Source organism: Brevibacillus daliensis (assembly GCF_021245735.1).
GTDB classification, from domain to species: Bacteria; Bacillota; Bacilli; order Brevibacillales; family Brevibacillaceae; genus Brevibacillus_B; species Brevibacillus_B daliensis.
Map to the genome: position 1 here is coordinate 1 of NZ_JAJISB010000022.1, position 16039 is coordinate 16039.

General features: G+C 39.9%; 13 protein-coding genes and 2 pseudogenes. 7 read left to right on the forward strand and 8 right to left on the reverse strand.

The genetic code is table 11. From position 1 onward, the window contains the following. Positions 1 to 1200 precede the first annotated feature (1200 nt). The 3 genes from LM917_RS15520 to LM917_RS15530 all read left to right on the forward strand — a co-directional run bounded on the left by LM917_RS15520 (position 1201) and on the right by LM917_RS15530 (position 3359). Positions 1201 to 1869 (forward strand): lipoprotein BA_5634 family protein, encoded by a 669-nt coding sequence (locus tag LM917_RS15520; RefSeq protein WP_232698450.1) that lies wholly within the window; start codon positions 1201 to 1203, stop codon positions 1867 to 1869. 126 nt (positions 1870 to 1995) lie between these two features. Continuing rightward, on the forward strand, positions 1996 to 2367 hold the full coding sequence (locus tag LM917_RS15525; protein ID WP_232698451.1) for a hypothetical protein: 372 nt from the start codon (positions 1996 to 1998) through the stop codon (positions 2365 to 2367). Between the two features lie 125 nt (positions 2368 to 2492). Continuing rightward, positions 2493 to 3359: a MurR/RpiR family transcriptional regulator gene (locus tag LM917_RS15530; protein ID WP_232698452.1), complete on the forward strand. Its 867-nt coding sequence runs from the start codon at positions 2493 to 2495 to the stop codon at positions 3357 to 3359. A 191-nt stretch (positions 3360 to 3550) separates the two neighbouring features. Here the strand turns inward: LM917_RS15530 and LM917_RS15535 are convergent, their stop codons facing one another. From LM917_RS15535 to LM917_RS15550, 4 genes are all read right to left on the reverse strand, one after another. Further along, positions 3551 to 3844 carry a hypothetical protein gene (locus tag LM917_RS15535; protein WP_232698453.1) on the reverse strand — a complete coding sequence of 98 codons (294 nt, stop codon included), beginning with the start codon at positions 3842 to 3844 and terminating at the stop codon, positions 3551 to 3553. Further along, positions 3844 to 4143, reverse strand: a complete 300-nt coding sequence (locus tag LM917_RS15540; RefSeq protein ID WP_232698454.1) for a DUF2089 family protein — start codon at positions 4141 to 4143, stop codon at positions 3844 to 3846. The genes LM917_RS15535 and LM917_RS15540 overlap by 1 nt, the downstream gene beginning before the upstream one ends. Before the next feature lie 310 nt (positions 4144 to 4453). After that, positions 4454 to 6223 (reverse strand): sensor histidine kinase, encoded by a 1770-nt coding sequence (locus LM917_RS15545; RefSeq protein WP_232698455.1) that lies wholly within the window; start codon positions 6221 to 6223, stop codon positions 4454 to 4456. Further along, positions 6220 to 6933, reverse strand: coding sequence for a response regulator transcription factor (locus LM917_RS15550; protein ID WP_232698456.1), 714 nt, complete (start codon positions 6931 to 6933; stop codon positions 6220 to 6222). Before LM917_RS15550 ends, LM917_RS15545 begins: the two co-directional genes overlap by 4 nt. Before the next feature lie 136 nt (positions 6934 to 7069). Between LM917_RS15550 and LM917_RS15555 the strand changes: the two genes are divergently transcribed. From LM917_RS15555 to LM917_RS15570, 4 genes are all read left to right on the forward strand, one after another. Beyond that, positions 7070 to 8269, forward strand: coding sequence for a DUF418 domain-containing protein (locus tag LM917_RS15555; RefSeq protein WP_232698457.1), 1200 nt, complete (start codon positions 7070 to 7072; stop codon positions 8267 to 8269). Positions 8270 to 8768: 499 nt separating this feature from the next. After that, a complete protein-coding gene (locus tag LM917_RS15560) occupies positions 8769 to 9311 on the forward strand; it encodes a SprT family zinc-dependent metalloprotease (RefSeq protein ID WP_232698458.1) in 543 nt (180 codons plus the stop codon). Positions 9312 to 9763: 452 nt separating this feature from the next. After that, the gene (locus LM917_RS15565; protein WP_232698459.1) at positions 9764 to 11053 is read left to right on the forward strand and encodes a helix-turn-helix domain-containing protein; all 1290 of its coding nucleotides are present in this window, start codon (positions 9764 to 9766) and stop codon (positions 11051 to 11053) included. Between the two features lie 11 nt (positions 11054 to 11064). Then, positions 11065 to 11202, forward strand: coding sequence for a hypothetical protein (locus tag LM917_RS15570; protein ID WP_232698460.1), 138 nt, complete (start codon positions 11065 to 11067; stop codon positions 11200 to 11202). A 72-nt stretch (positions 11203 to 11274) separates the two neighbouring features. Here the strand turns inward: LM917_RS15570 and LM917_RS15575 are convergent. From LM917_RS15575 to LM917_RS15590, 4 genes and pseudogenes are all read right to left on the reverse strand, one after another. After that, positions 11275 to 11589: pseudogene (locus LM917_RS15575) on the reverse strand (transposase); the annotation flags it as partial. Positions 11590 to 11739: 150 nt separating this feature from the next. Continuing rightward, positions 11740 to 12141, reverse strand: coding sequence for a nitrite reductase small subunit NirD (nirD, locus tag LM917_RS15580; RefSeq protein ID WP_232698461.1), 402 nt, complete (start codon positions 12139 to 12141; stop codon positions 11740 to 11742). Positions 12142 to 12169: 28 nt separating this feature from the next. Next, on the reverse strand, positions 12170 to 14602 hold the full coding sequence (gene nirB / locus LM917_RS15585; RefSeq protein ID WP_255668341.1) for a nitrite reductase large subunit NirB: 2433 nt from the start codon (positions 14600 to 14602) through the stop codon (positions 12170 to 12172). A gap of 645 nt (positions 14603 to 15247) precedes the next feature. Beyond that, a pseudogene (locus tag LM917_RS15590) lies at positions 15248 to 16024 on the reverse strand (nucleotidyltransferase domain-containing protein). Positions 16025 to 16039 lie beyond the last annotated feature (15 nt).

Below are 16039 nucleotides of genomic sequence, written 5' to 3' on the forward strand. Positions count from 1 at the left end.
ACTTAACTTTTTTGTGTCCAAGATATTGACTCAGATCCACTAGTTATAAGAATTCACAACTCATTACTTATTCAATTTAATAAGGAATGAAAACAGGCCTCATTAGATCGTATCGATACTACCACTCTTTGGACTCGCATATATATTGATAATGTTCTATAGATTTTCAATCTTACCTCGCAGAGTTATAGAAGAAGCCCTATACGTCTCATCTATTAACGTTTAGAGCTCATCTTTACAAATCAATAATTAATCGTCCCAGGTTATCAAACTGATACTCAGTTCTCTCTCCATCTGGAAAGATGAATGCATCTAGAGTATCATCTTAGTCGGTATACTCATATGTATATTGACGATCATAGGTTTGATAGATATTCGGACGAAGAAAAGCATCATAACCATAAAACACTACGAGTCTGATTATTTCGTTGCATAATCAGCTTATGATTACTCGGATGATATAAATATTCTTCCGTGTTCACTAGCTTACCAGCTTGATAAATTTCAATTATATAAGAAGTGTCAAGCGGCTGCTCACCTTTTATTGAATTTATGAGCGATTTCCTTTTATCTAGACTAGCATTACCAAGTACCCTTCAATAGCCCCTTTTTCTTTCCAGGTACCAGGACTTCTCATATTCTCCAGCATGAATATCTGGTACATAGTTATATAAGCTATTTTTTGAGCCATCCTCTTTTTCAAAAAATCTAAATGCCCAATACGCTAGTGGTTCAACATTTTTAATAGAACATTTTTTTGAGTTAACCTTATTCTGTCTGGCATGAATACAAGTGTAGGAGAGGCATAAGGGGATAGAATGAAACCATACTTGAATCCTCATCGTACTATATTTAGTAACGTATGGTGCATTACGGTAGTAAATATGGGTAGTGTTACGAAGCAACTTACGGGTGCAGAATTTCTCAACTGCTTGTCATATGGATGTAATTCCAAAGAAGAAAAAAAGAGTTCTAACCGCTCTATTAATTAATTTGTAGTCATTCTTCAAATGAAAACAAGGATTCTTGTAGAATAAACACGGTGGAATTTCTCCTTCTTTGTGGGATGTGGATTCGACACCTGTATTTTCTACAAGTTAGAGTAGAGTCCTTTTTATGGTTAAAAGAGCATTCCGCGCCTAAGAACAAAAATTATACAAAACGCTCAATTATTAAACAATAACTCTAAGGAGATAAAAAGTGAGAAAAATAATAAATGTTTGTGTGATTGGAGCTGTTTTATTCGGTTTATATTTGGCTTTTACATTTAAAGAGCCAAGAAACGGAATCCTAATGCTAGGAGATAAACAAGCATTACAAGAGATAAAAAATGAACACAAAAGTGAAATTAAGTCAGTAGACTTATATAAAGTCAAAACAGCAGAAAATGATGGGAAATCAGTATTTATTATGGATCAACATACAGCTGAAAGTGTAATAAAAAAAGGAGTATTACGAGAGGGAGAAGATCGTGATATTTCGGTTTCAGATTCAATTCATTCTTTACCTAAAATGACAAATAGCGAAGCTGTGTTATTTGCAGATAAAAAGAATGAAAATCTAAAAAAAGTTGTCGTTGCTGACAAAGAAATACCTGTAAGATACGATAGTAACACTTGGTTTGGGCACACTCGTGACTCGAAGTATGAAGAGCTCATCTTAATTGTGAATGATTATACATTTAATCAAATTCCTGTAAAAGAAACATATATGGGAATTTTTAAACTCAATAAAGTGTATGGGAATAACCATGGAATCGTCGATACTAATAATGCAAAATCAGTACAAACAGAGAAAGAATTCACAAAACTTATCAAGAGTAAGACGGCTGGCACTCAGTTTCTGGAAGGGTTATCAATTATAAAATAATAATAAACTTATTGTGAAGTAAAAAAACAAATTGAGATATACCCCACTAAAAGAAATACGGAATTCAAAAAGTAACAAACATTATAATATTATTAGAAATTCAAAAAGATTTTATGGAGGTTTCGCATGGCTGGTATTATAGGGCATACAATGGTTACCACAACTGCTGCATTAGTATATAGAAAACAATTAAACATCACAACTTTATTTTTCGGCATGGCTCTTCCGGATATTCTGACTCATTTTATTGGTCGCGTGCCATTTATTCCAGGAGGCGTCTTAGATGAAAGTTTTTTAGGTGGTTTTGCTTGTGCCATATTCTTAACAATATTAATTATGTTTTGTCTTAAAACAATGCCTAAATTAATGCTATTGTTTACTTATAAACAAAGCACTTCGCTCAAAGTAATTTTTATTTCTGCTTTAGTTGGTACTGAATTACACGTTCTTATGGACCATATTGCTATAAATGGATGGCTGAATGGAACAATATTATGATAATTTTATTTTAATTATTATAGAAAAGAATAGATTTATCCCCTTCGCTCTTAGTTGCCACTCCCCTCTTCCTATCGTATACTTGACGGTAATTCATACTAGGGATAGTTGTTGAGGTGATTACAATGGAACATAATCAGTCCATTCTCCATAAGATTTCACAAATGTATTCGCAAATGAGTCCATCGCAACAAATGATTGCCAATGTAATTTTGAAGGATGCAGAATCAGCAGCCTTTTATAATGTAGCAGAAATGTCAAAAGCGGCTTCCGTAAGTGAGTCCACGGTTACTCGTTTTTCCACATACATTGGATGTTCAGGATACCCTGCTCTGTCACGAGAACTCCAGGAATTGGTTCGATCCAAATTAACTACAGGAGAACGCTTCCACTTGTCCCGCGAAATAGATAACGATGAACAACAAACGGTTATACAGTATTTTGAGGATGATCTTCATAATCTCACCCTTATGATGGAACGGATTGATCTGGAAGCTTTTGGACGAGTTGTCAAGAGCCTACTCGGAGCAAAACGAATTGGAATTGTCTGTTCCCGAAGTGCCGTATCCATTGGACTTTTTTTTGAATTTTATCTGAATCTATTGAACAAAGAATCAATCTTACTTACAGGGGACCCCCGTACCGTTGATCATATTCATAAGTTTGGCGAAGACGATGTGCTGATTGGTATTGGCTTCGCACGCTACTCTCGCTTTACCGTTGATTGCTTGAAATATGGTAAGAAAAAAGGGGTTCACGTAGTTGCGATAACGGATTACCCTTCTTCGCCACTCGTAGGTTGTTCAACAGATGTGCTTTATACCCCAACAGGTATTCCTTCCCATATGGATTCCTTCGTGGCTCCGTTATCTCTCATAACGGCCATCCTACGTGCGATGAGTCAGCAGTCTACGGCTCAAGCAACAGATGTGCTGAATGAATTGGAAGATGCATGGACTAATTTTGATATTTATGTGGAGCCTAAGAAATAGGTGTTGAAAGGTGTATATTTTGAGAGTGATGAGAACTTTTATGTAGAAAAGACAATCCTTTAGATTGCTAGATGCGATCTGAGGGATTGTCTTTTTTAATTGATTCCATATACTGTTGCTACTGTAATCTCTCTGTTACCTCTCCTTGAGAGGCAAATATGTAGATTTTGCGATTCAAATTCATATTTCTTTTAGATATCCTGCAACTCCATTTTCTCTAATTCTTTTTTTCTTTTTTTCTTCAATGCTTCTCTTCCTTTAACCCAGGTTCCTAATAAAACAACCTCTCCTCCAAAAATAGCCAATAAAAGATCGAATGTAACTCCCCGATTTGTAAAATACGTCCCAAATAACCATAGATATACAAAAGTCATCACATACACAACTGGTAAAATAGCTCCCCAGTAAACATTATTTCTTCTCGATAAAATATATTGAACCCCAATTATTGCAAGCGCAATTAAAAATTGAAATACATGAAGCATCAATCATCATCTCTTTCCTTTTTATATTTATCGATAATCAATTTTGCTACTTCTAAACTAATACGTTCATCAATTACTAAGTTTTTGATCATACTAACGAACTCCACGTCTTCTGTTTTGCTATTTAGTTCAATTTTTTGTATTAATCGATCCAACTTAGCCCTTACTGTTGGATAAGAAACATCATAAATTTCAGCTATATTCTTTAAAGACCCGGAGTTTATAATGAATTTTCTTATAAATTCAACCGATTCTTTGTCTAAAGCTAAAATCCAGCTTGGAACATCCTCTCGATTCATTACCATCCCCCCTCACATAAATAATATTAGTGTTTTGTTTAATAATATTCAAGTTATTTTTTAATTTTTATCATAATTATTTTAAATTAATTACTTCCCTGCCCGTTTTCTGGTACTTCTTTAGAAGATATTTTTCATGCGTATAAGGAAGTAAAGCCCAGAAATTCACACTTTCTGTAGAGTAAAAAATCCACGCTTTGCGCGGATTCATAACCATATATTTTCTTGTCCCTCGACAAGCGGTGATGACAACTCCATCGAAAATTTTCTGCACATCACGATAGACGGAGCTCCCTTTGTTTACCACTATTTAATTTTCGAAAGCTACTGAGCTGCGGAGCTCCCCCTCCTTGTACCGTGGGAACCGCAGGACAATTTTCGTACCTGAACCTATGTGGGATTCCACTTGGATGACGCCCTGATGGGCGATGACGATCGCCTTCGCGATACTCATGCCGAGTCCGGAGCCATCGGTTCCTTCTTCCGTATTCGTGCTGCGGTAGTAGCGATCGAACAAATTCCGCTTCGTCTCTTCATCCATGCCGACTCCGTCATCTTCTACGACGATAATCACTTCGTTCGCTTCCTTTTCAGTCCGCACGATGATATGCGTTCCAACTGGATTATGCTTGACCGCGTTCGAAATAAGGTTGTCCAGCATCCGCTGGAACCACTTGGCATTCGCCTTCATGAACAAATCGATTTCATACTCCTCGAAAATAAAATCTACGTGCTGAATCGTAGCGTCGTTCACAAATCGGAGTACGGCGCGGCGAACGAGTTCATTCAGTTCTATGACCTCCTGGATTTGGACGGCATTATTTTTCAATTGAAACGTCAAAGAAAAATCTTGAAGTAATTCCAACATGTAATCGCCTTTCCCCCGAATCATACTCCCCATTTCTTTCAACTCGCTCTCCGTAAAGGTGAACTGGCCGCTTTCCAGAATATGTCCGTAACCTTGTATCGTCGCTAACGGTGTTCTGAGATCATGGGAAATACCGGTCATCCATTCTTCTCTCGTCTTTTCCAGACGGATGCGATCCCTTTCCAATGCTTCCAGCTTGGCCGCCATGTCGTAAAATCCAGCAATCACTTCCTTGTATAAGCGATAGCGCGAGCGGATCTTTCCATTCTTACGAAACACTTTTTTCCTATCTTTTTCCGTCAACGCTTCATGATAATGCCCTTTCCCCATCCGTTCGAACCAATCGGTAAAAAGAAGCAAAGGCTGCCCATAACGATAGCCGTGCCAAGTCGCGAAAGCGAGCGTTAATAGTAGAACGACCCCACCCAAATAGATAAGGGTCAAAATCACCTCATGCAGAATCGGCTGCTGCCGGACTCCGCTACTTTTCTTGACCGTATGCAAAATCCACGCGTTACCTGTTGAGTCGTCATAGTAGACGGAAATATCAGTAGCATGCAAAGCTGGCTCTGTATGCATCGAAATCAGCTCAAGCGGACGATATAGCTCTTGGCGCTCGACGGTTCCGATCGTCTGGACGATTTTCCCTTCGTGATCGACGATTTCAATATACTGTCCGAACTTCCTAAGTTGCGTTTCCAAATCTTCAGTCGAATCCGAACGTACCCGCCCGTTCTCTCCAAAAACTTGAAACCATTCTCCCAGCCGATCGGCTCCCAGATCCTCCGTACCAAGCATAAACAAAAGTGGCTTGTCCTCCGTATACAGCGCAGTCATAACCTCAAACGATCCGAATCGGCCGGTTTCTTGAACGTTCAGAAGTTCGGTCGCTCCATAGAACGTTTTCAACTCGTCGGGCGCGTTCGAGGAATAAATGACTTTACCCTCGGCATCTACGATCTGCAGCCAATAGTTCGCCTCCGTTAACTGGTCGACCCACCTCGATGGCACGTTGACGCGATCTCCTTCGACAAACGTGTCCGTCGCGATGTTAGATACCGCCCCATATGGAAATGTCCTTTTTAAATCCTGATTCACCAGGTATTGGAGTAGCAAGAGCATGGTGACAAGCAAAGTGACCGCGACAAACACCCACAGGAAAAAAAACTGGACCGTGAAATGAATGGCAATCCTTCTCCTGATTCTGCTCATATTCCTTTCTCCCTTACCAGTTTATATCCAAGTCCGCGCACGTTGATCAAATATTTCGGTTTTCCCGGATCGGGCTCGATACGTTCGCGGATTTTGTGGACATGTACCATGACCGTATTGTCGTCGCCCATGCCGTCGATACCCCAAACCGCTTCATAAAGCTGCGACTTCGAAAATACGGTGTTGGGATGTTTGCAAAAATAGAGTAGCAGCTGATAGGCTAGCGCGGAACACGAAACCGGTTCCCCTTTGACCAGCAGCTCCCCCGCATTTTCGTTTACCATAAAATATCCGAAGTCGTACTGCTTTCGGACATCCGCGTCTTTGGACGAAGGAAAAGAAGTGCCTCTACGTAGTCGCGCTTTGATTCTTGCGGCGATTTCAAGTGGGTTGAACGGTTTCGTCACATAATCGTCCCCGCCGGTAGCAAAGCCGGTGAGCACGTCCAGGTCCGAAGTTCTTGCCGTTACATAGATAAGGTGCGCGTCCGATAGCTCGCGAATTTTCGGGCACAGTTCGAACCCAGATTGATCCGGCAGCATCACATCCAGCAGAATGATGTCCGCCCCATGCTTATGGAGTAGCCACAGCGCTTCCTGCGCTGTTCCGGCCGTATAAATACGGCGGAAGCCCTCTTTGCGCAATGCCATCTCAAGCATTTGCAATATGGATTTTTCATCGTCGATTAGTAGTATTTTTGCGTTGTACATGATATCCCTCCAAACTGATTGTACCAAACCTTTCTTAATTCCAGCTAAACAAGGAATACAGGCATTAAGGAAATGTTAAGATGCCCTTTAAAAGCCCTTTAACATGCGCTGCTACAATCTAGCCGAGGTGAAAAAAATGAATGTACGACACAACCGCAATAGTATCATTGATGGTTTACGGGGATTCAGTTTACTGGGTATTTTGATAGCGAATATGCTGATATTCCAATATGGCATATGGGGAAAAGACGAAATGGGGCTTTATTCGCTTTCTCATGCCGATACTGTCGTTCGCATGCTCATATCAATTTTGATTGAAAGCAGTTTTATGCCAATATTCACGTTCCTGTTTGGCTACGGAATGATCAGAATGAAGGAAAGTTTGGAGTCGAAGGGATTGAAACCGAAACGTTATTTGTCACGCCGGTTTCTAATACTGTTCGTTGTAGGCGCGCTGCATGCGCACTTTTTGTGGGAAGGCGACATTTTGAGCTTTTACGGTATAATGGGCTTCTTCATGCTTCTATTCATGGACCGGAAACCGAAGACGCTACTTGTTTGGGGAACTGTGCTTCTCTGTTTATTCAGTTTACTGGGGTTTGTGCCAGAAGACAGCACTGACCCTGCCGCTAAAGAAGATCAAGCACGTATGGAAGCATACGTGAAACAGACGATGACCGTCTACGGCACAGGCACGTACGAGGAAATACAGCACCACAGGGCAACGGAAGACCCTCTTGGAGAGGATATCTATCTGCTCGTTGCAATGCTATTTATTGCCCCATTCATGACCGCTCCGCTGTTTCTATTCGGTATGTATGCCGCGAAGAAACGATGGTTCGAAAATCCGGGAGACGAACGTACCTCGTATATGGTCAAAATGCTGATTTTTCTGCCGGCAGGCCTTTTGCTGAAATCGTTGAAGTACCTGCTTCCGGGATATTGGTGGAGCGGCGGAGGAGAGCTGATCGGTGGAAACCTTCTCGCACTCGGTTATATTTTCGCTCTTGCTTGGTTCTGTTCGAGAGCGAAATCTTCGGTTTGGCTGTCGCGGTTCGAATCCGTCGGCAAGCTGTCTCTAACGAATTACCTTCTGCAGACGGTCATCTGTACGACCATTTTCTATGGCTACGGGTTTGGCTTGTTCGGGAAGCTTGGTGTGTTGGTCGGGTGCGGAGTGGCGTTTGCCGTCTATGCGGTGCAGCTTTTCGCCAGCCCTCTGTATTTGACGTATTTTCGGTCGGGACCGGTAGAACGCCTTCTGCGAATGTGGACTTATTTTTCCATCACAGGTAAGCCCAAGTTGCGCACAGATTCGCAGGATTCCGCCGCATAAAGCAAAAAAGTACCATTAATGATTTTATCCTCGTCAGGTAGATGGATACCCATAAGGGTGGAAAATCTACTATACCTAGAAATTGAATTCAATTCCCTGTTCGTCAACTTACATTCTTCCTTGAGATCGGTTGTATGTCATAATCTCTAATGGATGAACGGACAGGGTCTCCATGTTGCTGTGAAGTCATTGAAAAGTATGCCGGTACAGATCTAAAGAGGAATAGGAAAAATATTCAAACTTAAAACCGAACGTGGAAAAAACAAAAACAGATTTTTATCCTGAGTAGATTAGCTAGTAGACCCCAGCAAGCAACTCCCCTACAATATATTTTATGAAAACAGACCAAAGACCAACCGCACTCATGATCAAATACCTATATTCCTTATTAACACAGATACATCCCAAACCAGTCATCGAGATGAGCACCCTTACGTATGATGAGGCTAAGACCTGGATTGACACCCTAAAAAAACAAATAAAACAAAGAAACCAAAAAATGATAGGATCTAGCGAGCAATTCCTTGAAAAAGCAATTCGCTCCATTTCTACCACAGACAACAAAGAGCTTTATCAAATTGGAAATGAACTTAGTCTTCACTATTTTAATCGTCCTTGCAAGATTCCAATCGAATGGGATAAATCTCTCAAAAATGCGGCAGGATGCTTTCAATTTGATAAACGTAACCATAAACCGATTCGCATTGTGCAGAGTCTTTGGCAATACAATCAGTTTGGTGCACAGCATGTTATCGGCACACTAAAGCATGAATTAGCGCATTATCATCTGTTTATTCAGGAGAAACCATTTCATGATGCGGATATGGAGTTCAAACAAACATGCAGAAAAATCGGTGCTCCTCTGTTTGCCCTGGCTATGCAAGAAGGATATGAGACCTCTTGTTCAGTTTGTGGAGAATCTACCGGATTAGAAAAGAAGGAAAAAAAGAAGCTAGCAAGCCGTTGTTGCAAACAGCCACTAGATTTTGGGGAATATGTACTGATTTTACCGGATGGTAGCCGGATTGAGGTTATAAAGTGATTACTTTTTGAGAGGGGATTCTTTACCTTATACTTCTTCGAAAAACTTCAATCGAAGTCTTTCGAAGAAGTTGGTTCCTCTTTAGCGGATGTTTTTCATGCGTATAAGGAAGCGAGTCCAGAAGTTTATATACAGTGAAAAAGGAGCAACCCGAATAAGGAATTTCCGTAAAAACTCTGATATTCCCCTTCCCTCACTTCGATTACCCAAATAAAATTACTATGAAAAATTAAACTATAAAAGTTGTACATCGCATTCTGATTTAGTTTTGTCACCAGAACCTAAGTTTGTATGCACATATTCTATATTTCTCTTTTGGGACTGAACTAATTAAAAGTGTGTAATTTCATCTAAGATAAAATAGATCTATGTTTACAATAAATTACATAAATGATAAAATTATTCACATGTGTCAGACAATATTTAATATTGTTGGGAAATGGGTGACTTTTATGGATAATACTCAAGCCTTAAACCACGCTACAATAGGTGATACGATTCAAAAATATCGAAACAAAGTGAACATAAGCCTATCGTATTTAGCTGTTCAAACAGGCATAAGTAAGGGAGTTATCTCAAAAATCGAGAACAATGAAACAAAACGGCCAGAATTACGTACGATTTTACCTCTCGCTGAGTTTCTTACCATCCCTCTATCAGAAGTTATTGAAGTGCTTTTGGAAGTTGACCAAAGGCTTGATACAATTCGTGAGTTATTAAATGAAGCAATTAGCCTCTCCGACCTCTCCTTAGTTTCCAAAGTAGCTTTGCGTTTTTTAGAGTGTCCCAGTGAAGATGCCATAGTTCTAATCGATGACCTCTTTGAAACAGCGATGCAAGTATCACAAGAAGAAATAAAACTTGAACTCCTTAACACTGTAGTTAAATATGCGAGAAGACATGGGATACAAATGTATTTAGCAAAAGGTTTGTATCATTCTTATTTAATTGAAAGAAATGATTTTAAACGATTAGAGCAAACGTACATGATTGGACATGAGATGTTTCATTATACAAATTTTTTAACTCTTGAAGAAAAAGTGGATTTCTTTTTTCGTATGGCACTACATACTTACGTTATTAAGAAATATGAGGAGTGTATCAAATACACTGAAGCAAGTCTTTTGCTAGAAAAATCCTGTACTGAATTAAAAGCTAGAGCATACTTGGCAATGATAAATTCACATTCTCGATTAGGAAATTATGATGCGATTGAGAAGCACTTGGATGTGTTTGAAAACTTCAATTATGACTTCGTTAAAGAATCTACTATGATAACACGGGCTATTACAAAGGTACGAAAAAAGGAATTTGATAAAGCTATTCCTATGTTGACAGAGAATATGGAGAAGCTTTCTAAAAACAATAAAATACACATGGCAAATGAGCTACTTGAAATATATCTTCAATTAGATCAAAAACAACCCTTCATTGATTTAATTGAAAAGGAAGAGGATATATTACCAGATAATCCAACCACTCCATATAAAATCTCTTCTGTTGGAAGATATTATCAGCAGAAAGGCTATTTTCAATTGATAAACGGCTTATTTGATGAAGGTGTCGACAGTTACATAAATAGCATATCTTTCTATGGAAGAATTAGCGCACTTATCGAAATCACGGACTGTTCCAGACAAATTTTTTCTATTTTTTCCAATAATTCAAAACAAATTGATTTTTTATATGTAAAAAGGCTTAACGAGGTGTATAATGGCATTATTAGCAATAATACCCATTAGGAGGGCTTTCAATGCAAAAAATAATTGCAATGATGATATTATCATTATGTTTGATAACAAGTATCCAATTATCAGCAGAAAAGAATGAAATAGCGAAGAGTTCAGTCTCACTAACAGTAACCACAAATGATGCTGATCCTGGTTGGTAAAAACTATAAAAGGAACACTAATTTTATGTTCTTTTTTCATTGATGAAAAAGTCCTCGTTGAAAAACGAGGACTTTGCTATGAGTAGAATCTATAATCAGCACATGTCCTCCTACTATTCGATTTTGAATAGCAAGGAGAACAATTTCATCAAAGATATCCTAGAAAATAGTAGTCTCTTTAAAACGATTACGGCGATTCTAACTAATCGTGGAGTGATCAGGGACTTTGCTGATAAAAGATAATCCAAAGAACCAGCGATATACCATATTGGTCTGAATTTCTCTTTCTAATTGACGTTCTGATCGGATACCGTAAAGGTATCCGATGAAAATTATCTTAAATAATAAAACAGGATCTACAGAAGGCCTGTAGTTGTCTTGACAGTAATAAGAACGAAGCATCTCAAACACCATCCCGTTACTATATACAAGAAAACTAACAAATTAACGCGGAGTCGTGTTAAAAAAAGAAGATTAAAAAGGCTGCTGAGGTTTCTCAGCAGCCTGATGAAATCACCTTAATTGGCGCTTTCTTTTTTATAGTCCTGTGTGTTCGGATAAATATAAATCAATTTCTCTTTTTATCCAGTTGCTATAGTCTTTCACTTGATAAACCACGCTTACTTCCCCGTTCTCTACTTTTACATCAAACACCCGTGCGATCCCTTCGTCAGGCTCTTGTACACGCCCTGTAACTAAAGAGATTTTCCAATCGTACAAAGGATCAAAGATGAACTCGCCGGATACCATACCGTCTACCAGCGTCCCGCCCTTTGGATTAGGATTGCGATTTTCAATGGCGTAGAATTTGTCTTCGTCGGTACGGAAAATAGCAATTTCCTCCCCGCAGAAGCGTACCAGTTTCCCTAAACGTTTTGGAAACTCAGCTATGTTGCCCACCTTATGAAACACTACTATCTGATCTTCTACTAGAGACATGTCTGGCTCCTTTCAGCTGTCGTACCAATTAGCGATCGGCTACAACAGGCTCTCCATACAGTTTTTGACGAGTTTCTTGATCATTGATGACTCGACTCCATGGTTCGTGTACATGTGCAAGTGCAGCTTCGATACGTGTCATGAGTCCTTTGCGGTTCTCTATATCGTCTACCACTGCTTTTTGGATACTTTCGAGACCGATACGCTCTACCCATTCAGACGTACGTTCTCCGTACTGTCCACTCTCACGATACATTTGCATAAACGCACCGCAGACTTCCATCAGTTCTTCATCCGTTTTCACTTTGCACAATAGATCAGCCATACGTGGTTTAATTCCACCGTTACCACCTACGTAGATTTCCCAACCGCCATCGTTTCCTACTATACCAATATCTTTTGTGCATGCTTCCGCACAGCTACGCGGGCAACCGTTTACCGCCATCTTAAACTTCGCTGGGAAGTCAATTCGCTCAAATTTACGTTCAATCGCAATCCCTGTGTTTACGGAGTCTACCGTACCATAGCGGCAGTGTAGCTTTCCTACACACGTTTTAACTGTACGCAGTGATTTCGCATAAGCGAAGCCAGATGGCATATCGAGTTCTTCCCACACTTTTGGCAAATCATCTTTTTTGATACCGAGAATGTCGATCCGTTGACCACCGGTTACTTTCAGCATATCTGCGTTGTATTTTTCAGCCACGTTTGCAATTTTACGAAGTTGTTCAACAGTAGTCATTCCTCCATACATACGTGGAACGACAGTAAATGTAGAATCTTTTTGAATATTTCCGTGCAGACGTTCGTTGACGAAGCGAGATTCGCGTTCATCCTCGTATTCACCTGGATACAACATGTTCAGGTAGTAGTTTACAGCTGGACGACACTTCGAGCAGCCTTCAGGAGTAGCCCAATCTAGAACGTTCATTACTTCTTTAGTGGTGCGTAGACCCTTTTCTTGGATCGCTGCAACCAGCTCATCACGACTCAGTTTAGTACATCCACAGATCCCAGCTTTGTTTGCGGCCGGATCAAATTCATCACCCAATTGGTACTCAAGAATTTGGCCAACCAGTGGCTTACAACCACCACAAGAACGCGAAGCACCTGTTACGGCTTTTATCTCATCTACAGACATGCAGCCTTTGTCTTTTATCGCAGAAACGATCATTCCTTTGGTAACACCCATACAGCCGCATACGATCTCATCATTGGACATCTCCGCAACTAGATTAGCACCACCCGATTCATTTCCTTGCGTACCCATGAACGAAGCGTAAATCTCTTCTGTCATCTCGGTTTGTGTACGAATCATTCTATCTAAGCGAGAAGAGTCACTTACATCACCAAACAATACACCACCGACAATTACATTGTTGCGTAACATGATTTTTTTGTATAAGCCTTTGTAGCCGTCCTGCATACGGATGATGGTCAAATCTGGTTGATCCATGAATTCTCCTGCAGAGAATACATCGACGCCGGAGACTTTAAGTTTGGTCGCGACGACAGAGCCTTCATATGGAGCTGACTCTGTTCCTACCAAGTGTTTAGCCAATATAGCGCCTTGTTCGTAGAGCGGAGCAACCAGGCCATAACATACGCCGCGGTGTTGGTTACACTCACCAACTGCATAAACCCCTGGAGCAGATGTACGCATGTAGTCGTCCACTTCGATTCCGCGTCCACAGGTAATGTTACTTGCTTTTGCAACGTCGATGTTTGGAATAATTCCTGCAGCCATTACAACAAAATCCGCTTCAAGTTCGCTGCCATCTTTAAAACGCAAGCCTGTTACGCGGTTACCACCAAGCAATTCCGACGTCATTGTAGAGGTTAAGAATTTCAAGCCTTGTCGCTCTAATTCCGTTTGTAGCATACGTGCAGCTGTCGGATCGAGTTGACGTTCCATGAGATATTCAGCCAGATGAACAACTGTTACTTCCATACCAAGCTGGCACAAGCCTTTTGCAGCTTCCAGTCCTAGCAATCCCCCACCGATAACAGCAGCTTTCTTGTAGGTTTTCGCTGCTGAAAGCATCGCTTCACAGTCCGAAATGTCACGGAAGCCGACTACACCTTCTTTATCTACACCAGGAATTGGTAGGATGAACGGTTTGGAACCAGTCGCGATAATACAGGCATCATATGCTGTAATCGTACCGTCTGTAGCATATACCAGCTTACTTGTAGTATCGATGCGTTCTACCGTTACACCTTTTTTTAATGTGATCCCATTCTCCTCATACCAAGAGAGGGGGTTAAGTATAATATCATCAATGGTTTTACTTCCTTCTAATACGTAAGACAACATAATTCGATTGTAGTTTGGGTATGGCTCACTGCCAAAGACAGTAATTTCATATTGGTCAGAAGCTTCCTTACCTACATGCTCAAGTGTGTTTACACCCGCCATCCCATTACCAATGACCACCAATTTTTTACGAATACCTGCCAAGTCCTATCCCTCCTCGCGAGACACAAACCCTTTTCACGAACGAACCTTGTTTGACACACACGACGTTCTAAATCGAGGGAATTGTCAAACAATAATCATGTGAAATAATTCTCATAAGTATCTTCGCTAAATCGATCATTTCTTTTCATCAGTTTCTCGCCAGTTTCTCGTCCTCAAGGTTCTTCCTTACACGAGTGATCCTGTTTACACCGTAAGTATAGCATGACAAAAAAGGAAGCATGTGATTAGAATCACATTTTTTGAATCTGTAATGGAGCAGGAATTTCTACATGGTTTACTTCATGCGCTTTTCGAATACAAGCTAATGTGGCGTCTATTAAATCATTAGTAAACTCCACTTTTACTATTTTTTTGTTCCCTCTATGCACTCGATTTACGAAAAAAGGCATGGCTTGTTTGGTCCATTTTTATTGGAATAAGCATCTAGTCCTTCCTCAAATTGAAACAAGACCTCCTTATTGTAGGAGGTCTCTTACTTCACAGCTTTCTCTGTTGTGTGGTGGTTTTTCATCCTTATTGTAATAGAAGCCGTTTACTTTGCTACTCACGCTATCTACTTAAACACTTGATTCATTGTTTCAAAAAAATTGCTATAGACTTTACTATTCTTATCAAATTCTTCTTTTATTCGGAATCCCACACCATCTTCAAGTATTTACGATATAACTCATCGAGCCTTGCAGTTGGATCATCTATTTCACTGGCACAACTTTTAGCAAATTCAGTGAGATATTCAAACTTCTCCTCGATAAACTGATTCAACACGTTGATGCGCTTTTCATTATTTAGTTCTTCTCCAGCTATTTTTCTTCTTAGAAGCTCTAAAATTTCTGTCTTTATATCTGTATCACTCAATAAGTCATCCACCATTTCCTGAAACAGGATTGGAGGATTTGTATTGTATTTTTCTATCCACATACAAGCCAACAATGGGCGAAGAACATAGAAATATTTCTTGATTTTTACATACTCATCTTGTAAATAGTCTCTGTAGTTACCTTTAGCCATGTTCAAATAATGATGCAAGGAAGCCCTCGGAGAAAAAACCTGTTGCCTTACTTCTATCATTTCCTCCTTAAACCCATATGCATCATAATATACAATCTCAGAAATCAGCCATTCCAATAATGGTGGATTGGATTTTCTAAATAACTTAAGGGCTTTGCGAATGTCCCAACCATTAATATCGAGAAGATTGTTAATAGGCACTTCTATTACATCTCTCTTGTCATCAATTGAAAGATACCAGTCAGGATGTCTAATATACACAAAGCGCACGTCGTAATCACTGTCTTGTGAAGGAAAGCCCCATGCTCAACTACCAGATTCAACTGCAAATAAAATTTTGACTTTGTGGGATTGTTCAATTTTAACAAGCTCGTCTTTTATAATTTCTTTCATTTCAATTCCACCTGT